This is a genomic window from Streptomyces sp. Go-475, from assembly GCF_003330845.1.
Classification (GTDB): Bacteria; Actinomycetota; Actinomycetes; order Streptomycetales; family Streptomycetaceae; genus Streptomyces.
Genome location: NZ_CP026121.1, coordinates 4,100,122 through 4,121,637, shown reverse-complemented (window position 1 = coordinate 4,121,637; position 21,516 = coordinate 4,100,122). Strand labels below are relative to the sequence as shown.

General features: G+C 74.5%; 19 protein-coding genes. 13 read left to right on the top strand and 6 right to left on the bottom strand.

Going from position 1 to position 21,516, the window contains the following annotated elements:
- Window positions 1-121: 121 nt before the first annotated feature.
- The 4 genes from C1703_RS40155 to C1703_RS19010 all read right to left on the bottom strand — a co-directional run bounded on the left by C1703_RS40155 (window position 122) and on the right by C1703_RS19010 (window position 2,259).
- Complete coding sequence (locus tag C1703_RS40155) at window positions 122-253, bottom strand: hypothetical protein (RefSeq protein ID WP_269803208.1); 132 nt, start codon at window positions 251-253, stop codon at window positions 122-124.
- Between the two features lie 60 nt (window positions 254-313).
- Window positions 314-652, bottom strand: a complete 339-nt coding sequence (locus C1703_RS19020; RefSeq protein ID WP_114253999.1) for a hypothetical protein — start codon at window positions 650-652, stop codon at window positions 314-316.
- A gap of 192 nt (window positions 653-844) precedes the next feature.
- Window positions 845-1,453, bottom strand: coding sequence for an HhH-GPD-type base excision DNA repair protein (locus C1703_RS19015; protein ID WP_114253998.1), 609 nt, complete (start codon window positions 1,451-1,453; stop codon window positions 845-847).
- An 86-nt stretch (window positions 1,454-1,539) separates the two neighbouring features.
- Window positions 1,540-2,259, bottom strand: coding sequence for a siderophore-interacting protein (locus C1703_RS19010; protein WP_114253997.1), 720 nt, complete (start codon window positions 2,257-2,259; stop codon window positions 1,540-1,542).
- A gap of 78 nt (window positions 2,260-2,337) precedes the next feature.
- Here C1703_RS19010 and C1703_RS19005 point away from each other — a divergent pair, with 78 nt between their 5' ends.
- From C1703_RS19005 to C1703_RS18990, 4 genes are all read left to right on the top strand, one after another.
- Window positions 2,338-4,431 (top strand): penicillin acylase family protein, encoded by a 2,094-nt coding sequence (locus C1703_RS19005; protein ID WP_114253996.1) that lies wholly within the window; start codon window positions 2,338-2,340, stop codon window positions 4,429-4,431.
- A complete protein-coding gene (locus C1703_RS19000) occupies window positions 4,424-5,032 on the top strand; it encodes a GNAT family N-acetyltransferase (protein WP_114253995.1) in 609 nt (202 codons plus the stop codon). The genes C1703_RS19005 and C1703_RS19000 overlap by 8 nt, the downstream gene beginning before the upstream one ends.
- The gene (locus C1703_RS18995) at window positions 5,029-5,508 is read left to right on the top strand and encodes a cupin domain-containing protein (RefSeq protein WP_114253994.1); all 480 of its coding nucleotides are present in this window, start codon (window positions 5,029-5,031) and stop codon (window positions 5,506-5,508) included. The genes C1703_RS19000 and C1703_RS18995 overlap by 4 nt, the downstream gene beginning before the upstream one ends.
- A gap of 177 nt (window positions 5,509-5,685) precedes the next feature.
- Window positions 5,686-7,500, top strand: a complete 1,815-nt coding sequence (locus C1703_RS18990) for a copper resistance protein CopC (protein WP_114257495.1) — start codon at window positions 5,686-5,688, stop codon at window positions 7,498-7,500.
- Here the strand turns inward: C1703_RS18990 and C1703_RS18985 are convergent.
- Window positions 7,400-8,371, bottom strand: a complete 972-nt coding sequence (locus C1703_RS18985) for a DUF72 domain-containing protein (protein ID WP_114253993.1) — start codon at window positions 8,369-8,371, stop codon at window positions 7,400-7,402. The genes C1703_RS18990 and C1703_RS18985 overlap by 101 nt on opposite strands.
- A 162-nt stretch (window positions 8,372-8,533) precedes the next feature.
- Here C1703_RS18985 and C1703_RS18980 point away from each other — a divergent pair, with 162 nt between their 5' ends.
- From C1703_RS18980 to C1703_RS18945, 8 genes are all read left to right on the top strand, one after another.
- Window positions 8,534-11,080, top strand: a complete 2,547-nt coding sequence (locus C1703_RS18980) for a SpoIIE family protein phosphatase (protein WP_114257494.1) — start codon at window positions 8,534-8,536, stop codon at window positions 11,078-11,080.
- A gap of 13 nt (window positions 11,081-11,093) precedes the next feature.
- Window positions 11,094-11,549 carry a DUF4383 domain-containing protein gene (locus C1703_RS18975; protein ID WP_114253992.1) on the top strand — a complete coding sequence of 152 codons (456 nt, stop codon included), beginning with the start codon at window positions 11,094-11,096 and terminating at the stop codon, window positions 11,547-11,549.
- A 17-nt stretch (window positions 11,550-11,566) separates the two neighbouring features.
- Entirely contained in the window at window positions 11,567-12,034 is a 468-nt protein-coding gene (locus tag C1703_RS18970) for an MSMEG_6728 family protein (protein WP_114253991.1), read from the top strand.
- 179 nt (window positions 12,035-12,213) lie between these two features.
- Complete coding sequence (locus C1703_RS18965) at window positions 12,214-14,385, top strand: hypothetical protein (RefSeq protein WP_114253990.1); 2,172 nt, start codon at window positions 12,214-12,216, stop codon at window positions 14,383-14,385.
- A gap of 5 nt (window positions 14,386-14,390) precedes the next feature.
- Window positions 14,391-16,016 carry an amino acid ABC transporter substrate-binding protein gene (locus tag C1703_RS18960; protein ID WP_114253989.1) on the top strand — a complete coding sequence of 542 codons (1,626 nt, stop codon included), beginning with the start codon at window positions 14,391-14,393 and terminating at the stop codon, window positions 16,014-16,016.
- Between the two features lie 87 nt (window positions 16,017-16,103).
- A complete protein-coding gene (locus C1703_RS18955; RefSeq protein WP_114253988.1) occupies window positions 16,104-18,599 on the top strand; it encodes a hypothetical protein in 2,496 nt (831 codons plus the stop codon).
- Complete coding sequence (locus C1703_RS18950) at window positions 18,596-19,858, top strand: CHAT domain-containing protein (RefSeq protein ID WP_114253987.1); 1,263 nt, start codon at window positions 18,596-18,598, stop codon at window positions 19,856-19,858. Before C1703_RS18955 ends, C1703_RS18950 begins: the two co-directional genes overlap by 4 nt.
- Entirely contained in the window at window positions 19,839-20,177 is a 339-nt protein-coding gene (locus C1703_RS18945) for a hypothetical protein (RefSeq protein WP_114253986.1), read from the top strand. The genes C1703_RS18950 and C1703_RS18945 overlap by 20 nt, the downstream gene beginning before the upstream one ends.
- An 87-nt stretch (window positions 20,178-20,264) precedes the next feature.
- On the opposite strand, the gene C1703_RS18940 is transcribed toward C1703_RS18945, so the two are convergent.
- Window positions 20,265-21,053 (bottom strand): amidohydrolase family protein, encoded by a 789-nt coding sequence (locus C1703_RS18940; RefSeq protein WP_114253985.1) that lies wholly within the window; start codon window positions 21,051-21,053, stop codon window positions 20,265-20,267.
- 100 nt (window positions 21,054-21,153) lie between these two features.
- On the opposite strand from C1703_RS18940, the gene C1703_RS18935 reads away from it, so the two are divergent.
- On the top strand, window positions 21,154-21,516 hold the full coding sequence (locus C1703_RS18935) for a MerR family transcriptional regulator (protein ID WP_114253984.1): 363 nt from the start codon (window positions 21,154-21,156) through the stop codon (window positions 21,514-21,516).

The window sequence follows — 21,516 nt, the reverse complement described above, 5'->3', positions numbered from 1 at the left end:
TTCTCGGTGTTCCTGGGGGCGGTTTCGCGGAACGTGCGCCTGATTCGCCCGAAAGGGGGAGGTGTCGTCGGGATGTTCCGGGCGGCGGAGGCGTCGGACGGCCGCCCCCGCCGCGGGCGGGTCAGCCGCGTTCCCGACCCTTGGGGGGCTGTTGCGGCTTCCTCGGGTCCGGCTTGGGTCCGGCCTTCGGGGTGCTGCGGACGGCTTCCGCGCGCACCAGGGCGCGCAGGACGGCGTACGGGTCTCGAAGCATGGGGGTGCTCCTCCTGGTTCCGTGCGGGACTGCGGGGACTGGGGGACCGGTGGGGTCCGCTCAGCAGCGCAGGACCTCGGAACGCAGGGGGCGGGGGTCGTGCGGCGGGGTCGGCGGTACGGGCACGGGGTGCCGTGCGGTGCGCGCGGGCCCGGGGCGCCGGAACGGGGTGGGGCGCAGCGGGACGGGGGCGCGGCGGGCGGCCCGGGCCGGTGGGCGCGGGGCGGTGTCGAGGACGTCGCACTCGACGATCGTGCTCTCCCCCGGGACGCCGGCCGCCGGCCCGGTGTGCGCCTCGGCGTGCGCGCCCGGCACGAGCAGGGCGAGCAGCAGCACGAGGACCCGCAGCCAGGCGCTTCGGCGGCTGCCGCGGGGGACGGGCTGCGGTGCGGGGCTCACGGGAGGTCGTTCCCCGGCCTGCGGACGTCGTTCATCCCACCGGCCGTGAGATCCGCCCACTCGGCGTACGGCGGCCCCGGACGCGCGGGGCCGGGGGAGGGGGCGGGCTCCGGGGCCGGGGGGCGGGGCTCGGGCATGGTTCATGCTCGGGGTGGCCGGGAGGGGGCCGCCAGGCGGGGCGGGCCGGGCGGGTTACGGCTGCTTTCCGGTGGCCTTCGCTGTCTTGGCCGCCTTGGCCGCCGCCTTCATCTCCTGCTTGTGGGCCCGCACCTTGGCCAGCGACTCGGGGCCGGTGATGTCGGCGACCGAGCGGAAGGACTTCTCCTCGCCGTAGGAGCCGGCCGCCTCGCGCCACCCGGTCGGCCGCACCCCGAGCTGCTTGCCCAGCAGGGCGAGGAAGATCTGGGCCTTCTGCTTGCCGAAGCCGGGCAGTTCCGCCAGCCGCTTCAGCAGCTCCTTGCCGGTGCCGGCGTCCTTCCAGACGGCCTCGGCGTCACCGTCGTAGTGCTCGACGAGGTACTGGCACAGCTGCTGGACGCGCTTGGCCATGGAGCCGGGGTAGCGGTGCACCGCCGGCTTCTGGGAGAGCAGCGCGGCGAAGGCCTCGGGGTCGTGCGCGGCGATGTCGTGCGCGTCCAGGTCGTCGGTGCCGAGCCGCTGGGCGATCGTGGCCGGACCCTTGAACGCCCACTCCATCGGGATCTGCTGGTCCAGCAGCATCCCGACGAGCGCGGCGAGCGGACTGCGGCCGAGCAGCGCGTCGGCCTCGGGGTCCTGGGCGAGGTGAAGAGTGACGTCCATGTCCCGATCATCCCCCGGGGCGGTCCGGGCCGCGTCCTCGGTCCGCCGTCCGCTCGGGGCGCCAGGAGCCCTCGGACGCCGTCCGCTCAGGGGCGCCAGTACCCCAGGGCGTGCACGCGCTGCTTGGGCAGGCCCAGTTCCTTGCGGACGTACGCCGCCAGGGTCCGGGTGGTGGCCGTGTCGCAGGCGATCCAGACGTACGGGTCGGAGGTGCCCTGGAGCAGCCCGGGCAGGTCCGACCTCACCCGGTCGACCAGGTGGGCGCCGGAGTCCTGGCGCGGCACCTTGCGCAGCTCGTGGCGGTCCGGGTCGGTGCGGAACGGCAGGCCGTCGTCGCCGCCCTCGAACCAGACCGTGGCCGGGGCGGAGCCGAGGGCGTCCAGGAGCGAGTTGATGGCCGGGAGCGAGGCCGGGTCGCCGACGGCGAAGACGTGCGAGGGCGCCGGGCTCGGGTGTTCGAAGCCGGTGCCCTGGACGGTCGCCTCGATGGTGTCGCCGGGCTTCGCCGCCCGGGCCCAGTCGCTGGCGCACCCTTCGTGCAGCGCGAACTCCAGGCTGAAGGTGCCGGCCGCCGGGTCGGGGTCGACCAGGGTGTAGGCCCGCTGGTGCGGCTTGCCCGCGTTGTCGAACCAGAGCCGGACCCACATGGTGGGGTGGACGCCGGTCGCCGCCAGCAGGCCGCCGTCGGTGAAGCGCAGCCGCCGGTAGTCCGGGGTGACGTCCTCCGCGTCCGTCACGGTGAACTCGAAATCCTTCGCGCGCAGCAGTTTGAGGACCGCGCCCTCCCAACCCCGCCCCTGCCCCATCGCGTCTTCACCCTTCACGTACGATTTCGCCACGCATGACTTAGGCAAGCCTAACCTAAAGCAAAGAAGGGGCACAGCGTGGCCACCGAGATCTACCGTGATGCCTGGGGCATCCCGCATCTGCGCGCGGGCAGCGCGGCCGGACTCGCCCACGCCCAGGGCCTCGTCACCGCCCGCGACCGGGCCTGGCAGCTGGAGGTCGAGCGCCACCGGACGCGGGGCACCTCGGCGTCCTTCCTGGGCGAGACCGCCCTGGCCTGGGACCGGTTCGCCAGACGCGCCAGACTCGACGACACCGCCAGACGCTGCTTCGCGCGGCTGGAGGAGCAGGACCCGGAGACGGCCGCCTGGGTGCGGGCGTACGTCGACGGCGTCAACGCGGGACTGGCGCGGGGAGCGGACGCCGCCCCCGAGTTCGCCCGCACCGGTCTCACCCCCGGCCGCTGGGAGCCCTGGACCCCCCTCGGCGTCTGGCTCGCCACGCACATCCTCTTCGCCGGGTTCCCCGCCAAGCTCTGGCGCGAGCACGTCGTCACCCACCTCGGCGCCCAGGCCGTCCGCCTGTTCGCCACCGACGGCCCCGGCACCTCCGGCAGCAACGGCTGGCTGGTCGGCGGCGAGCGGACCGTCACCGGGCAGGCGGTCATCGCCGGCGACCCGCACCGCTGGATCGAGGACCCCGGCGTCTACCAGCAGATCCGCCTCTCCTGCCCCGAGTTCGACGTCGTGGGCCTCGCCGTCCCGGGCGTCCCCGGCATCGCCCACTTCGGGCACACCGGCACGGTCGCCTGGGCCATCACCAACGCCATGGCCGACTACCAGGACCTGTACCGGGAGCGGCTGCGGCGCACCGGCGCCGGGGTGGAGGCGCTGGACCCGGACGGCGTCTGGCGGCGGGCGGCCCGGCACACGGAGGCCGTCGAGGTCGCGGGCGAGGAGCCGGTCGAGGTCGAGGTGATCGAGACCGCCCGGGGCCCGGTGGTGATCGGCGGACCGGAGGGCCTGGACGGCGGCACCACCGAACCCGACCTGCCCCCGGTCGCCGTCAGCCTGCGCTATCCGCCCCGGGTCACCGGCGACCTCGGCTTCGGCGCCCTGCTGCCGCTGCTGCGCGCCCGCCGGGTCGCCGACGTGGACCGGGCCTTCGACCGCTGGGCCGAGCCGGTCAACGTCGTCCAGGCCGCCGACACCCAGGGCGGTGTGCTGCACCGTGTGGCCGGGTTCGTGCCGCTGCGCGCCGAGGCCAACCGGCTGCGGCTGGTGCCCGCCTGGGAGCCCGGCCACGAGTGGCACGGCCGGCAGGAGACGCCCCGCGCCGGGCTCACCGACGGCGTCGCCGTCATGGCCAACCAGCGCGGCCCGGCAGCACCCTGCGGCGTCGAGTTCGCCCCGCCCCACCGCCACGACCGGATCGCCGCGCTGCTCGCGGGCAAGGAGCGCTGGTCCGCCGCCGACATGCCCGCCCTCCACACGGACACGTACCTCGCCTCCGCGACCGCCCTCCTGGACCACCTGGAGCCCCTCGACGGCCTCACCCCCGAGGCCCGCGCCCTCCGGGACCGGCTCCTCGGCTGGGACCGCCGCATGGACGCCGGCAGCGCCGACGCGGCCTTGTACGCGGCGGTGCGCGGCGCGGTCGTACGGGAACTGGCGGCGCACCCGGCGTTCGCCGCGCTGGCGACCCCGCCGGCGTACCCCGAGGTGTTCCTGCCCTGGCTGGCCCTCGTCCCCCGCGTCGGCTTCGCCCTGGAACACCTGCTGACCGCCGGGGAGCTGTACGGCATCGACCGCCCGGCGGCCGTCCGCGCGGCGATCGAGGAGGTGGCCGCGCGGCCGCCGGCCGGGGTCTGGGGCGACACCCACCGGCTCGCCCCCTGGCGGGCGCTGGAGCCGGAGCAGCCGTACGACGAACCGGGGCTGTCCGGCGACCACGACTGCGTGCTGTGCACCTCGGGCGTGCCGGGCCTCACCGACCGCGCCGCCCGGGGCCCGGTCGCCCGGTACGTGTGGGACCTGGCCCGGCGCGAGGACAGCCGCTGGGTGGTCCCGTTCGGCGCCTCGGGCGTCCCCGGCTCGCCCCACCACCGCGACCAGCTCCCCCACTGGCTCGCGGGAGACCTCGTCCCGGTCGTCACCGACTGGGCGCAGCTGACGAAGGAGACCGATGTCTGACCTGTACGCCTCCCGCACCGCCGTCCACGAGCAGGTGACCGACGGCTTCGGCACCGTCCGCGTGCTGCCGCTGGACCCGCGGGCCGACGCCGGGGTGATCCACGCCTGGGCGAGCGAGGAGCGGGCCGTCTTCTGGGGCATGACCGGCCTCACCGAGCAGCAGGTCGCCGAGGTCTACGCCCACCTGGACACGCTCAGCACCCACCACGCCTACCTCGTCGTCCGGGACGGCGACCCGGTCGCGCTCCTGCAGACCTACGAGCCGGAGGCCGACCGCGTCGGCGAGTGCTACGACGTCCGGCCCGGCGACATCGGCGTCCACCTGCTGCTCGCCCCCGCCGGGCCGGACGGCGGGCAGCCCGGCTGGACCGCCCGGCTGGTGACCGCCATCGCCCGGTACGTGCTGCTCGGCCTGGACCGCCGGCGGATCGTCGTCGACCCGGACGTGGGCAACGAGAAGGCGATCGCCCGCTTCCTCAAGCAGGGCTTCACGGCCGGGCCGGTGGTCGTCCTGCCCGAGATCGACCTCCCGGACGTGTACCTGCCGGAGAAGAAGGCCCAGCTCGCCTTCCTCGACCGGGAGATACTCTTCCCCGGGTGACGCCCGACGACCTCATCGCCCACTACGGGCTGGAGCCGATCCCGCGCGAGGGCGGCCTGTTCCGCCAGACCTGGGCCGGACCCGAACGCCCCGACGGCAGACCGGAGGGCACGGCGATCGTCGCGCTCCTCACGGCGGACGACTTCTCCGCCCTCCACCGCCTGCCCACGGACGAGATCTGGCACTTCTACCGGGGCGACCCCCTGGAACTCCTGCTCCTCGCCCCGGACGGGAGCAGCCGGACGGTGGTCCTGGGCCCGGACGTCCTGCACGGCCAGCACGTCCAGTTCACGGTCCCGGCGGGCACGTGGATGGGCGGCAGGGTGACCGAGGGGGGTTCCTGGACCCTCTTCGGCTGCACGATGGCCCCCGGCTTCACCTTCGAGGGCTACGAGCACGGGGACGCGGCGGAGCTGGCGGCGAGCTATCCGGCCGTGGCCGACAAGATCCAGGGGCTTGGCCGACCTGCTTCTTAGGGGCGCGGGGAACTGCGCGACCAGCCCCCAGGCACCCGCACCCGCCGAACCACGTACGCCGAGCCCCCGCTGAGCGCTGCACCACTCCCATCCGTACATAACCGGGAGCCGTACAGCCCGACCCCGGAGACCCACGTGGAGCGCAATGTCGGACACCCCCGGCGACTTCAGGCCCTGGTGCTGCTCGGCACCGTGCTGGTACTGCTCCTCGGGGGAGCGGCCCCCGCCTCGGCCCACGCGGCCCTCCGCTCCACCGACCCCGACGACGGATCCGTCGTCCAGCGGGCCCCCCGCCACGTCACCCTGACCTTCACCGAGTCCGTGGGCCTGCTCGACGACTCCTTCCGGGTCTTCGGCCCGGACCAGCACCGCGTCCCCACCGGCGAGGCCACCCACGCGGAGGACCGCTCCGACACGGCCCGCGTCGCCCTGCCCGGCAAGCTCGCCCAGGGCACCTACACGGTCGCCTGGCGAGTGGTGTCCGCCGACAGCCACCCCGTCTCCGGCGCCTTCAGCTTCTCCGTGGGGAAACGTTCCTCGACCATGCTCCAGGTCGACACCGGCCCGGCCGAGGACCCCCTCACCGGCGGCCTCCACACCACCGCCCGCTACCTCGCCTACCTCGCCGCCGCGCTGCTCGTCGGCACGGTCGCGTTCGCGCTGCTGTGCCGGCCCGCCCGCACCTCCCCCCTGCGCCGGCCCGTGGTCGCGGCCTGGTGGACGCTGCTGGGCTCCACGGTCGTCCTGCTGCTGCTGCGCGCCCCGTACGAGGCGGGCACCGGCCCGGCGACGGCCTTCGACGCGGACGCCCTCGGCCGCACCCTGTCCGGCCGCCCGGGCCTCGCCCTGCTCGCCCGGCTGGCCCTGCTCGTGCTGAGCGCGGTCTTCCTGCTGTGGCTGGCCAGGCGCCGGGACCGCCGGGAGCCCGTCGCACTCGCGCTGGGCACGGCCCTGGCCGCCGGACTGGCCCTGACCTGGGCGGCGGCCGAGCACGCCTCCGCCGGGATCCAGGTGCCGCTGGCGATGACATCGTCCGTGCTGCACCTGCTGGCGACCGGGGTGTGGCTCGGCGGTCTCGTGGCGCTGCTCCTGACCCTGCGCCGCTCGTCCGGCGAGGACCTCACGGAGGTCGTGCCGCGCTTCTCCCGGATCGCGTTCGCCTCGCTGATCGTCCTGGCCGTCACCGGCCTCTACCAGTCCTGGCGCGGCCTGGGCTCCCTCTCCGTGCTGGGCGGCACGTCGTACGGCAGGCTGCTGCTCGCCAAACTGGTCGCGGTGACCGCGCTGTTGCTGGCGGCCGGCTACTCGCGGCGCTGGACGGCGCGGATCGCCGCACCGGCGGCCACCGTCCGGACGGCCGTACCGGCGCGGGTCCCGCAACCGGTCGGCGCACCGGCCGAACCCGAGGAGCCGGACAGCCCCGGCACGGCGGCGGGCGACTCGGCCGACGCGGGCGGCTCGGGCGACCCGCCCTCGGGCGGTCCAGGCGATCCGGACGCCCTGCGTCGCGGCCTGCGCCGCTCCGTCCTCGTCGAAGTCGCCGTCGCCGCCGCGGTGTTGCTGATCACGACCGTGCTCACCGGCACCCTGCCCGGCCGTGCCCAGGCCGAGGCGGCGCGGCAGGCCCCGGCGGGCACGCTGCCGCCCACCGCCCAGATCACGGTGCCCTACGACACGGGCACGGGCGCCGTGACCGGCCGCGGCAAGGTGTGGGTCACCCTGGACCCGGCCCGGGTCGGCGAGAACGGCATCCAGGCCGTCGTCCACGGCTCCGACGCCGGGCTGGTGGTCATCCCCGAACTCCGCATCACCTTCAGCCTCCCCTCCCGCGACGTCGGCCCGATCGACGCCGAACTCACCGACCGGGGCGGCTACTGGAGCACCAACGCCGTCACCCTGCCCCTCCCCGGGACCTGGACGATGAAGACGACCGTGCGGGTGTCGGAAGTGGACCAGGTGACGGTGGAGCGGCCGGTGCGGATCGCGCCCTAGGCAGCCCCGGTGCCGCCGTCGGCCGGTCGCCGTCGAGGAGCCGGGTCATGGTCTCGGCGGCGCGGACGGCGGCGTCGCCGCAGCAGTTGTTGAACAGGACGTGGACCCGCTCGGTCCGCTCCGCCAGCCGGCGCACGCGGGGCAGCCACTCGGCGAGTTCGTCCTCGCCGTAGGCGTGCCGGAACCGGTCCTCCTTGCTGCCGGTGCCCCAGGCGGTGCTGCGGCCGTGGAACCGCACGACGGACAGCCGGGGTGAGGTCACGGGCGTCACGGGCGGCACGGAGGACGGCAGCGTCTGCGTCATGTCGACGGCGACCGCGGCCATGCCGTACCGGGCGAGCAGCGCGCTCGTCGCCTCGTCCCGGCCCGGCTCCCACCAGGACGGATGGCGGAACTCCACGGCGAGGGGCCAGCCCCGGGTCTGCTCGGCGCACTCCCGCAGGAACTCCTCCGCCCGCGGCCCGGGCCGGAACCGGGGCGGGAACTGGAACAGCACGCTCCCGAGCCGTCCGGCCTGCCGCAGCGGCTCGATCCCGGCCGCGAACCGGGCCCACACCTCGTCCAGCACCGCCGGGTCCCGCGGGTCCGCCGGCAGCCCGTCCGGCATCACCGCCTCCCGGGTCGGATGCCCGGTCAGCAGCGAGAACGCCTTCACGTCGAACACGAACCCGTCGGGTGTCCGCCCGGCCCACAGCCGGCTGTTCCGCTCGCTCGGCAGCGCGTAGTACGACGCGTCGACCTCGACGACCGGGAACCGCTCGGCGTAGTGCCGTAACCGCCCCTCGGCGTCCCGCCGCCCCGGCGGGTACCAGCCGCTGCCGACCAGCGCCCGGTCGGTCCAGGAACACGTGCCCACGAGGATCTCGCCCATGGGGGAGCGGTTACCCGGGCCGGGCGGCGGCAGGCTTCCGCAGCCCGGTCGCCGCGGGACGGTGAAACCCCCTCAATAGGGGTAAACAGGTGATAATTGCATGTATCCGGGGTCAGTAAGCGGGGGTCATGGCTGATGCCCCGCGAGAGTGAGATGACCGACATGGAGCAGCCCGTCACCCTCGGCCGGGTCACCCGGTCGTCCGGAGAAGAGCCCGAGGCCCCCGAGGTCCTCGAGGCCCTCGTCGGCGAAGCCCTCACCGCCCGCGTCACCCTCGACGACCGCGGCACGGTGACGGGCTGGAACGCGGGCGCCGAGCGGCTCCTCGGATACTCGGCCGGGCAGATGACCGGCCACCGCGCCGCGGACCTGCTGGCCGAGCCGATCCCGGTCCGGGGCGGCATGCCCGCCCTCGCCGGGCTGCCCCGCTGGAACGGCGACGTCGCGCTCCGGCACCGGGACGGCCGCAAGCTGACGGTGCGCATCCTCGCCCACCACCGGGAACCCGGCACCGGCGCCCCCGCCTGGCTCATCGTCTCCGCGCTGACCGGCGGGCAGCCGCGGCCCGGCCTCGACGACGCCCTGGTGCGCTGGAGCTTCGCCCAGTCCCCGTGCTGCGCCATGGCGCTCTACGACACCCGGCTGCGGCTGCGCCGGGCCAACGCGGACATGGAACGCGCCGTGGCGCTCACCGAGGACGAGATGCGGGGGCTGCGCGTCAGCGAGATCGTCGACAACGAGGCCGGTGTCCAGGCGGAACAGAGCATGGCCCGGGTGCTGCGGACCGGGGAGCCGCAGTACGACGAGAACTACCTGCGCGCCCCGGGCGAGGACCACGAGCACGCCTGGTCGGCCTTCACGTCCGCGCTGCGTGACCCCGAGGGCGTGGTCCAGGGCGTCTGCCTCTCGGCGCACGACATGACGGAGCAGTTCCGGGCCCGCCAGCGGCTCCAGCTGATCGCCGAGGCCGGCCGGCGCATCGGCAGCACGCTCGACGTGACGCGCACGGCCCAGGAGCTGGCGGACGTGACCGTCCCGGTGCTGGCCGACTTCGCCGGCGTCGATCTGCTGACCGAACTGGACGACCTGCACGAACCGCCCGCGCACCCGGCCCCCGCCGACGGGCCGCTGCTGCTGCGCCGCGTCGCCCTGCGGTCGGTGACCTCAGGAGCGCCGGAGGCGGTCGGGGTGGTCGGGCGGGTGGAGTCCTACCCGGAGGGCTCGGCGCCCTTCGAGAGCCTGCGCACGGGACAGCCCGCCGTGCACGCGGTGACCGACGCGGCCGTCGCCGGGTGGCTGGCACGCGACCCGGCCCGTGCCGCCCGGGTCCGGGCGTTCGGCGTGCACTCGATCATGACCGTGCCGCTGGCCGCCCGCGGCACCACGCTGGGCGTCGCCTTCTTCGCCCGGTACCGCAGCCCCGGGGCGTTCCGGCACGACGACGCGGTCCTGGCCGGGGAGCTGGCGGCGCGGGCGGCGGTCAGCATCGACAACGCCCGCCGCTACACCCGGGAGCGGGCCACGGCGGTCACCCTCCAGCGCAGCCTGCTGCCGCGGCGGCTGCCCCGGCAGGCGGCGGTCGAGGTCGCCTCCCGCTATCTGCCGGCCGGCGCGCACGCCGGGGTCGGCGGCGACTGGTTCGACGTCATCCCGCTGTCCGGGGCGCGGGTGGCGCTGGTCGTCGGCGACGTCGTCGGCCACGGCCTGCACGCCTCGGCGACCATGGGGCGGCTGCGCACGGCCGTCCGCACCCTCGCCGACATCGACCTGCCGTGCGACGAACTCCTCACCCACCTCGACGACCTCGTGGCCCGCCTGAACACGGAGGAGGAGCGCGGGGCGGAGGCCACAGCGCCCGCGGACACCCCCGAGCCCGCTCCGTTCCCCGGGCCCCCGGAGCCGGCCGGCTACCCCGAGACCTCCGCCGACGTCGGCGCCACGTGCCTGTACGCCGTCTACGACCCCGTGTCGCGACGCTGCTGCTTCGCCGGTGCCGGGCACCCCGTCCCGGCCCTGGTCAGCCCCGACGGCACCGTCGAACTCGTCGGGCTCCCGGCCGCGCCCCCGCTCGGCGTGGGCGGCCTGCCGTACGAGGCAACCGAGGTCGAGATCCCCGAGGGCAGCCTGCTCGCCCTCTACACCAACGGCCTGGTCGAGAACCGCGACCGGGACATCGACACCGGCGTCCGCAGGCTGCGGGAGGCCCTCGCCCGCCCGGCGCCCTCGCTGGACGCCCTGTGCGACACGGTCCTCGCCGACCTGCTGCCACGGCGCCCGGCCGACGACGTGGCCCTGCTCATCGCCCGTACCCGCGCGCTCGACGCCGGCCAGGTCGCCACCTGGGCGGTGCCCGACGACCCCTCCGCCGTCGCCCAGACCCGCAAGGACGTGGTGGCGCAACTGGAGCGCTGGGGGCTGTCCGACGCCGTCTTCGTCACGGAACTGGTCGTCAGCGAGCTCGTCACCAACGCCATCCGCCACGCCGAGCCACCGATCCAGCTCCGCCTGATCCACGACTCCACCCTCATCTGCGAGGTGTCCGACGGCGGCAACACCGCACCCCATCTGCGGCGCGCCCGCAGCTACGACGAGGGCGGCCGCGGCCTGCTCCTGGTGGCCCAGCTGACCGAGCGCTGGGGCACCCGCCAGGGCGCCACGGGCAAGACCATCTGGGCGGAACAGTCCCTGTCTCTCCCGTCTCTCCAGTGAGGAGCCACCGGCCATGACCACATCCACCTCCCACCGGGCCGTCCGCACCCCCGTCCAGCGGGCCGCCCAGCTGTTCGGCCTCGTCTTCCTGCTGGTCGGCGTGCTGGGCTTCATCCCCGGCATCACCACCGACTACGACTCCATGGAGTTCGCCTCCCACGAGTCGGGCGCCGAGCTGCTGGGCCTGTTCCAGGTCTCGATCCTGCACAACCTCGTGCACCTGGCCTACGGCCTCGCCGGTCTCGCCCTTGCCCGCACGGCCGCCGGGGCGTACGCCTACCTGATGGTCGGCGGTGCCGTCTACCTGGTGCTGTGGGTCTACGGCCTGTCCGTCGGCCACGACAGCGACGCCAACTTCGTGCCCCTCAACACCGCGGACGACTGGCTCCACTTCGTCCTGGGCATCGCCATGATCGGCCTGGCCCTCGCCCTGAGCCGCCGCACCGCCCGCACCCGCGAGACCCGCTGAGGTCCGGGGCCACCGGAGTGCAGACCTTCCTCCCGCACCCCGGCTTCCGGGACTCGGCCCTGGCCCTGGACCGCCGGCGGCTCGGCAAGCAGCGGGTCGAGGCGCTGCAGGTCCTGCGGGGCCTGATCGTGCCCGGCTACGGCTGGCGCCGGCACCCGGCCGTACGGATGTGGGCCGGGTACGAGGAGGCGCTGGTCCGCTACGGCCTGGAGGTCTGCCGCGTCTGGCGGGAGCTGGGCCACCAGGACAGCTGCGCGGCCACCCTGGTCGCCGACCTCGCCGCGGCCCGCCCGCACGCCCCGGTCCGCGACCAGTCCGTGCTGGCCGCCGCGGGCGAACTCCCGCCCTGGCTGGGCGACGCCGGCTTCCACCGCAGCCACCGCTCCGCCCTGGTCCGCAAGGACCCCGCCACGTACGCGGAGCTCTTCCCCGGCGTCCCCGACGACCTTCCCTACGTCTGGCCGGCGTCGGACCGGCAGCCGTAGGCCCGGCCGTCGCAGGCCCGGCAGTCGGCAGGTCTGGCAGTCGTAGGCCCGGTTTTCGCAACTTCCTTCCGTGCGGCCACCGTTGTCGACCGGATGGTTCCGTGTTCCACTGGATCTTTTCTGGCACATCGGTCACCGGTCACCCGCCCGCGGGCGGGCAGGCACTCCATGGGGGGTCCGTGTGTGAAGAACTGGGCTTCGAGAAACTCCTCGACGAGGAGGGCTTCTTCGCTCGTCTGTTCGGCCGGGCTCCGTCGGGTGCCGGCAAGGACCCGCTGTACGGCCCCGACCTCCCCGTGGTGCTGCTCACCGGCGGCCCGGGCATGGGCAAGGGCCGGCTGCTGCGCGCCGTGCGGGACCGTTTCGCCGCCAAGGTGCCGGTGATCCACCTGGACTGCGCGTCCCCGGTGTACGCGGACCGCGCGGACCCGGAGCCCGGCGCCCGTTCGGCCGTGACCGAGGCCCTGGTCGAGGTCGCCGGGCGGCTCAGCACCTGGCAGGGCACGGGCGGCTCGTTCGCCTTCCCGCGGCTCTTCACCGGCCTCGCCGTGATCGCGACCGGCGTCGCGGAGGGCACGCCCGAGGCGGTCGCGACCGAGGCCGAACGCTACGAGAACCTGCCCCAGAAGCAGCGCCTGCGCGGCCTGGCCACGGGCGACTTCTGGCGGGGCGTGCTGCGCGGCGCCATCCGCAACCTGCTGACGACCCTGTCCGGGCAGGCCTTCGACCCGTACTCGGCGGCCGTGAGCAACGCCCTGCTGGACGCCCTCTTCGAGCGGCTCGCCCCCCGGGGCAGGGCGGAACTGGAGCGGATCTACGGCGCCTACCCCGGCGCGGCCGGCCAGCCCCGGATCGGGCTGCGCATCCTCGCCGCCGACTTCCGGGCCGGCGGCGAGGCACGGGAGGTGGCGGAGAGCTTCCTCTTCCGGGCCCTGCGCGAGGACCTGGAGGCGGCGTTCGGCGGGCCGGCCGGCTGGCTGCGCCGGGTCGGCCGCCCCGGCCTGCTGCTGGACCACGCCGAGGCGCCCCTGGGCGAGCGGCTGCTGCGCGCCGTGCTCACCGACCGCCGGGGCGGGCAGCGCGACCGCGTCGTCATCGTGGGCACGGCCCGCCGGTCCGACGGCGGCGCCTTCCTGCACGGCGGCCTGCCGCCCCGGGAGGTGACGCCCCCGGCCGAGTACCGGCCCGCCGACGGCGCCCCGCCCGACTGGACCCGGCGCACCGACGAGGGCGCGGACCGGGCCCCGCTCGCCGACGGCGTGCTCCTGCTGCGGATGCCGCTGCTCACCGGCGACCAGCTCCGCCGGGAGACCGTACGAAGACAGCGGTACGCCGAGCCGGAGGGCGGCGCCAACCGCCGCCGCATCGACGCCGCCGTGGCCCGGCTGAGCGGCGGCCGGCCGCACACGGTGATCCGCCTGGCCGCCGCGACGGCGGCCTTCCACATGCCGGCCGACGCCAACGACCGGGACATCCTGGACGCCCCGCTGCGCCTGCCCGGCGACGACGCCACCGAACGCCCCGTCGCGGAGGTGCTGCTGCGGGAGCTGGTCCTGGACCAGTTACCGGTCCGGCTCCCGACCGAGCACCACGCCCACTGGCTCGACCTCCTCACCCACCTGTCCGTGGCCCACGACACCGAGTGCGCGGACGTCCTGCTCCGGCACCACCAGTCGGGACACGTCCACCACCTGACCGCCCACCACGTCGCCCGGCTCCTCACCGACACCGGCTGGCCCACCTGCGAACGCCACTTCATCGGCGACTTCGGCCTCCGCCAGCTGCTGGTGCACCGGCTGTACGGACTGCGCCCCGGCGGCGCCGCCTGGTACGCCGACCACCACCTGCTGCGCGACCACTACGCCGAGCGCGCGGCCGGCCCGGACACCCCCTCGGCGGGCGGCGCCTTCCGCTCGCTCACCGCACACCGGATGAACCACCACCTGGTGTCCGGCGGCGCCGACGACGTCGTCAGCCACCTCGCCGCCACCCTCCCCGGCCGCCCCCGCCAGTGGTGCGCCGAACTCCTGGAGATCGCCCAGGCGCCCTACCCGGGCGGCGCCGACGCCCGGCGGGAGCGCGCCCAGGGCCTGGTCCCGGCGGACGGCCCGCCGCTGCGCCGCACGGTCGACCAGCTGTTGCACGCGGTGTGGCTGTGCGAGGAGCGGACCCGGCCGACCGGCAAGGAGACCGCCCGCACCCTGGCCAAGCTGCTGGACCTGCTGTCGATCATGGACTTCGACGGCGCGGGCCTGCTCAGCAGGACGGCGGCGGACTGGAGCGCCCTGGCGGAGAACGAGCAGCCCCTGCTGCGCTGCACCTGCACCGAACAGCTCCGGCGAAGGAGATAGCGGGCATGCCCAGATGGAAGAAGATCCTCTACTCGGTCTTAGGCGCGGTGCTGGTCATCGCGGGCGTCGCGGTCACCACCTCCCTCGTGCGCAAGCCGGACACCTGCGCCGACGGCGTCGAGCGGATCGACGGCGAGTGCGTCGGCGTCAACGGCGACGGCTACGACTTCGGCACCCCGGAGATCGCCCCCGTGGCCCGGGCCATCGCCCGCGAGAACCGCAGGATCGAGAAGCAGCCCCACGTCACGGTGGCGATGATGCTGCCGCTCCAGTCGGACCGCGAGGCCCTGCGCCGGCAGATGCGCAGCGACCTCCAGGGCGCCTACCTCGGGCAGCGGCAGGCCAACTCCGGCGAGGGCGAACCGCCGAAGATCCGCCTGGTGCTGGCCAACCCCGGGCAGGACTACGGCCATCAGGCGAAGGTCGTCGACACCCTGCTGCGGATGGCCGCCTCCCCCGAGGACCGGCTGCGCGCCGTCACCGGCTTCAACCTGAGCCTCGCCGCCACGGAAGCGGCCGTCGCCCGCCTCACCGAGAACCGCGTCCCGGTGCTGGCCGCCCGCATCAGCGGAGACCGCATCGCCAACAAGGACCAGGCCGACGGCATGGCCGAGCTGCGCTTCCCGGGCCTCGCGCGCATCCTCGCCACCAACAGTGACGCGGCCCAGGCCCTGGCCGACTTCAACGGCGAACGGGGCCGCCGGAACCTCAAGACGGTCCTGGTCTACGACAAACGCCCCGACGGCTACAACGAGTCGCTCGCGCGGGCCTTCAGCAGGATCAGGGAGAAGGGCCCGGCGGGCCCCGCCGCGATGTCCTTCGAGTCCCCGTCCATCGACGAGGCGGGCTCGACCGGCAACCAGTTCACCCAGACCGCCAACAACATCTGCGACTCCGAGGCGGACACCGTCTACTTCGCGGGCCGCACCCTCCACCTGCGCATCTTCGCCCTCAAACTCGCCGAGGTGGGCTGCGAGGGCCGGCACTACACCATCGTCAGCGGCTCCGACGCGGCCTCGCTGCGCCAGGACATGACGGAGCAGGACTGGGCGAAGCTCCGCGGCGACGACGGCACCGCGAAGGTCACCGTGCAGTACGCGGCCCCCGCCCACCCCGCCGCCTGGACCACCGAGCTGACCGACTGGGCGAAGAAGTGGCGGTCGACCCACGACGGCCGGGAACCGGCCGAGCGGGACCTCCCGCAGTACCTCACCGAACCGAGGGCCGCCCTGGACGCCCTGCGCCGCCAGATCATCGCGACGGAAGCCGAGGGCATCGATCTCGGCGGCACCCCGAACCTGGAGGACTCCCGCACGATGCTCGTCCACGACGGCCTCCTCACCATCGGCAAGGCCCTCCACCAGGCCCAGCAGGGCGCCCCCGGGACGACGGTCCCCTCGCGCGAGGACGTCGGCCGCCAGTGGTCCCTCCTCCACTCCCGCCACCGCGTCGCGGGCACCAGCGGCCTGATCTGCCTGACCACCGGCGGCAACGCCTACGACAAACCCGTCGCGATCGTCGAACTGGACCCGGGCACGAAGGGCGACGGCACCCTGAAGTTCGTCGGCCTGGGCTGGCCCACGGGCCGTCCGCAGCCGAAGAACTGCGTGATCCCCAGCAGCACTCCATGAGGGCCTTCGTCCGGGGCGTCGCGGGCGCTGTCGCAACTGGCCATACTGGTCGATGAGTTGCCGGACCGGAGCGGCCGAGGGGGAGTGATGGCGGGGAGCACGGGCACCACGCGGGGCCTCGCCCTCCTCGCGACGGCCGCGACGGTCCTGGTCGCCGGGGCCGGCGCGGGTGCCGTACTCGTTCCTGTGGACGGCGCTCCGGCGGCCAATCTGTGGCTGCTCGGCGGCTGGCTGGCGCTCGCGGCGGCCGCCGTGTGGTGCGCCGAGGCGGCCGTGGCCCGCGTCCGGCGCGGCCGCCAGTCCACCCACCAGGGGGAAACCCGGTCGCTGCACCTGGACACGACCGGGATCCTGGCGACGGCCTTCGTGGCCGAACTGACCCTGGTCATCGCGAGACTGACCCGCGGCCAGGAGTACGCGACGGCCTGGACGGCCGGAGGCCTGCTCCTCGTGCTGCTCGGCGCGGCGTCCCGGCGCACCGCCCACGTCAGCGGCCGCTACGGCTCGGCCGGTGGCCACACCCCGTCCGACGACACCCTCACCATCGCTCCCTTCGTCCTGGCCGAGGCGTGCGGCGCCTGGCTCACCGCCCGCTTCGCGGCCGAGGGGCCGCTGTGGGCGGCCTGGGCCGTGGGTGGCGCGGTGGTGGCGCTGGCCGCGGGCTTCTGGCTGGCCGACTCGCAGGACTGGTCGGCCTACGACAGGTACCTGAAGGTGTTCGGGGCCGCCGCGATCCTGGGCGCGGGCGGTGTGGTGGCGCGGTTCGCGCTGCGCGGCGAGACCGTGGCCGCGTGGTGGGCGGGCGGTGTCGCGGTGGGCGGTGCGCTGCTCGTCGTGGGCGTGCGGTCCCTCGTCTCCGCGGCTTCGCCCGGGGCGCAGCTCGCCGGGATCCTGGTCCCGCTGGGCAGCCTGGCGTGGGCGATGTCGCAGGAGGAGCCGTGGAGCGGGGCGGATGCGGACGAGCGGCTGCTACGGGTCGGCTGGCTGGCCGTGGCCGGCGCCGTTCTGCTGGTGGTGCAGTACGCCGTACTGCTGTGGACGGGCACCGGGCGGGCAGGGGCCTGGGCGGCCGAACTGGCCCGGCGGGTGCGCGTGGTGACGGAGGAGGAGGCCGGGCCTCGGGGCCGCCCGGACGGCTACGGCCGGCTGTCCCGCGAGCCGGGCGGATACGGGGCGCCCGGGTGGTCGTCGTCCCCGGAGTGGGAGCGCGAGCGGGAATGGGAGCGGGCCAGGCAGCGGGAGCGGGAGCGCCGCCTGCGCGAACTGGACGCGTATCCGGACAGCGCCCCCACCTGGTGGCAGCGTCTCGCCCAGCCCCTCCGCTCCGCCGCCATGACCGAACTCCACCGGCGTACGGCCCTCACCACCGGCCTCGCCATCGACGAGATCTGGCCCCGGATCGCCCTGGTCGCCTCCGACGAGATCCTTCGGCAGGTGCGGCGCGGGGAACGGGGCGTCCTCGTCTGGCGCATCACCATCGCCGCCGCCCTGTGCACGGCGGGCACCTGGCTGTTCGTCGCGCTCACCGGCTTCGGTGGTTTCCGCTACACGGACTGGCGGCCCGTCGCGCTCGTCTGGGGGCCGCTGCTCCTGGCGGCGGTCGCGCTGGTGCAGGCGCGCAGACTGCAGGCCGAGGTGTACGAGGCCAAGGCGCACGCGGTCGGGGTCTACCGGTACGACCTGGCGAAGCGCCTGCACATCACCCTGCCCCCGGACCCCTCCGGGCCGCTCATGATCCGGCTGGCCGCCGAACTGAGCGGTGAGGAGCTCCCGAACAGCACCGCACGGCACCGGCCGGCGGAGCCGGAGCTGCCCGAGGGCGCCCGGCTCGACGAACTCGCCGCACGCGTGGCCCAACGGGTGCGGGACGGCGTACGCGCCGACGTACGCCAGGCGCTCCGGGAGGAGAACGCCTCACTCGGCCCGCGGTTCCCGGCCGGCGCCACCACCGGCGAGCTCGACCTGGACACGCTCGCGCGGGGGGTCGCCCGCCGGACGGCCGGCCCCATCGGCGAAGGCCTGAAGGACGACCTGAAGAAGCATCTGACGGCACTCCACCGGCAGTTCGAACGGGACGTCCGGGACGCGATCCACTCCTCGGTGAAGGAGTCCGTGACCGGCCCCGCCCTGTCGAACTTCACCGGCTACCTCGCGATCGAGCTGGACCGCGGGCAGCAGGACGTACGGGCCGAGGGCGGCACGATCACGGCCCCGGCGGGGCAGCGGGTGAAGCTGTTCGTCTCCGTGGTGCGCGACCCGCGCGCCCGAGACCTCCCGTCAGTCATCGAAAGCCCCCCGGGCCGGGACTTCTTCGTCTTCGAGCCGGTCCGCGTCGAGGGCGGCAGGGACACCCGCACGGTGTCCTTCGACGCCATGGCCGACAGCTCGACGCTCACGCCCCTGCCCCAGCGCAGGAACCTCCTCGTCGAGAACGAGCGGCAGACGGCCTTCGAGTTCCGGCTGCCCGAGGAGGAGGGCGGCCACGAGGTGTGGTTCCAGCTGTACCAGGCGGGCCACCTCGTCCAGGTCGTCGCCCTCAAGGTAGAGGTGCGGACCCCGGCCGGGGCGACGGACGGCGCATGAGCGAGGCACGGCCCCCGGACGTCTCCGTACGCGTCCTGACCAGCGCCGAGGCGACCCGCCTGGAGTTCACCGCCGGACGCCCGGGCATCGCGCCCGTACGGGCCACCCTGGTCGGCGGCGACGCGCTGCTCAGGGTCCGCCAGGAACTGGACCGGGGGCTGACCCGCCTCAAGGACGAACTCACCGGGTTCGACGTCGAGGACAAGGACCTCAACCGGGTCTTCCAGAGCCTGCACGGCCTCGGCCGCACCCTGCTCTTCATCCTGTTCGGCGGACAGCAGGCCGTCCTCAAGGAACTCCAGGCGTTCTGGAACAACGCCCTGCCGTACGGCATGAACCCCGAACTGCCGCCCCCGCTCGTCGAGTGCGTCGGCGGCCGGGACGGATTCCTCCCGCTGGAGTTCCTGCCGCTGTTCCGGATGTTCCCGGGCGCGCCCGTCGAGACCCCGGCCGACTTCATCACCGCCTGCCGCACCCTCGTCGGCTTCTCGTGCGTGGTGCGCCGCGCCATGCTGCCCGCCCCGGTCCACGGCGGCCTCGCCCTGCACACCGGCCCGCACGGCCGGGTCCCCGCCCGCTACCTGTACTACGAGCACCTCGAAGGAGCCGTCGAGGAACTGGCCTGGTTCAACGGCGCCGGAAGCGCCCACATCGACCTCGAAGGGCCGTACCCCGACGGCGCGGAACACGCACCGGGCCTGGCCGAGCAGATCTTCGACCCCCGGCTCCTCCTCGACGGCACGCGCCGCGAACTGCCCGACCAGGTCCAGCACTTCGCCTGCCACTGCTACACGCGATCCGACGACACCCTCGCGTCCGAGATCGAACTCAGCGGGGCGGGACACCACTCGCGCACCACGCTCGGCGCCCTCGGAGCGGACCTCGTCGCCCTCGGCGCCGACCGGGACCTGCGCGACTTCGACCTGCCGCTGGTGATGATGAACGCCTGCGGCTCGGGCCGGCTGCGGGCCCCGGGAGCCCCGTCGTTCCCCTACCTCTTCCTCATGAACGGCAACCGCGGCTTCATCGGCACCGAGACCGAGATCCCCGACGACGTCGCCGCCGCGTTCTCCAAGGCGCTGTACGAACGCTTCCTCATCCGCGGGATCCCGCTGGGCAGAGCACTCCTCGAGGCCCGCCGGCACCTCCTCTGCACGCTCCGGAACCCGCTCGGCCTCACGTACGCCGCGTACGCCGACCCCGACCTGCACGTCCGCCCGACCCCCGAGGAGACACCCCGTGCCCGAGCCCACCCCTGACACCGCGAAGACGATCAGCGTCCTCGGCCTGGAGGACACCGACCAGGGCCGCACCGACCGGCTGACCCTCCGCCGCCTCGAGGAGTGGCGTGCCGCCCGCACGGAGATCCCCGCCGAGGAACTCCGCGCCCGCCTCGCCGACTTCGTCACGTCGATGCAGGACGTCATCGCCTCCCTGCCCGAGCGCGCGGGCGAGTTCCGGCTGAACGAGGTGACGTTCAGCGCGGAGGTGAGCGCGAAGGGGACGGTGTCACTGCTCGGCTCGGGCGGCGAACTGTCCGGCCGGGCGGGCATCACCTTCACCTTCACCCGGGGCTGACGCGTCCGCATGCCGGCGGCGGGGCGACCTGCCCGCAGGTGCACATGCCCTGCGCCGGGCCGCAGGCGAGGGCCGGCCACAGCAGTGTCAGGTGAGCCCCAGAAGCCGGGCCGCCGTTCCTCCCAGCACCTGATCGCGTACCGCACCCGGGCTGGTGACGCGCTCGACCGTCGCGCGGGCGAGTGCCGGATCACCGTAGGGCGCGTCGGAGCCGAACAGGGTGCGGTCCGGTATCTCCCTGACGGCCAGCCGAACGGCGAAGATCAGGCCGGCCGTGGAAAGCTCCAGGAACATGCTCGGCGTGTCCCGGACCAGTTCGATCGCGTCCATCCAGTGCAGCCCCCCGAGCTGGCTGACCACCAGGGGTACGGACGGATACGCACTCGCCAGCCGGGCCAAGGTGCGCAGGTCCTCCGCCGTGGTGGGCGCGAACCCGTGGACGACAACGGCCAGGTCGCTGTGGTCCGCCGCCGCCCGCATCACGGGCTCGACGAGGTCGGCCCGTCCGGGTGGCGGCGTCAGTTCCCCGATCCCCCGCAGACCACGCCCGACCACCTCCCGGTCGACCATCTCGGCGATCCGCTGCGGTGCCAGATCGAGCGGCACGCTCCTGAAGCCGATGAAACGATCCGGATGGGCGTCGAGCGCCTTGTCCAGTTCCTGCCACGCGGTCCGGTACCCGTCCACACCGTTGGCCCGGCCGCCGACCGCCTCGTCCAGTACGGCCATCTCGCGCCGCAGCGACTCAAGGCCGGTGGCCCGCTCCGGATGCGGCCGCGTCGCGAAGAGCACCGCCCGGTCCACCCCGGCGTCGTCCAACAGCGCGATGTGATCCTCGACCGGGTCGTGAACATGGCTGTGCGCGTCGATGATCATCTACCCCTCCTCGTGCCGATGCGATCGGCCAGGAATGCGACCGACCGGGCCAGCGTTGCGCCCTGACACCGTTGGAAGGTCAAGGCGAGGGAGAAGGGCCGTGCTCATCGGGGAACTGTCACGCCGTACGGGAGTCAGCGAGCGCCTCCTGCGCTACTACGAGCGCGCCGAGCTGATCCACTCGGAACGCCGTGCCAACGGCTACCGCGACTACCCCGACGAGGCCGTGGAGACCGTACGGCGGATCCGCGCGCTGCTCGCGGCGGGCCTCCCCACGCGGGTCATCCGCCGCCTCCTCCCGTGCACCGCCGACGGCGCCACCCTGCGCCCGTGCCCCGGCGTCCTCGACCACCTGCGCGCCCAACTGCACACCCTCGACCACCGCGCGGCCGACCTGGCCAGGGCCCGAGCCCTACTGCGCCGAACGATCACCGCGACGGAAAACGCAGCACCGCTCGAATAG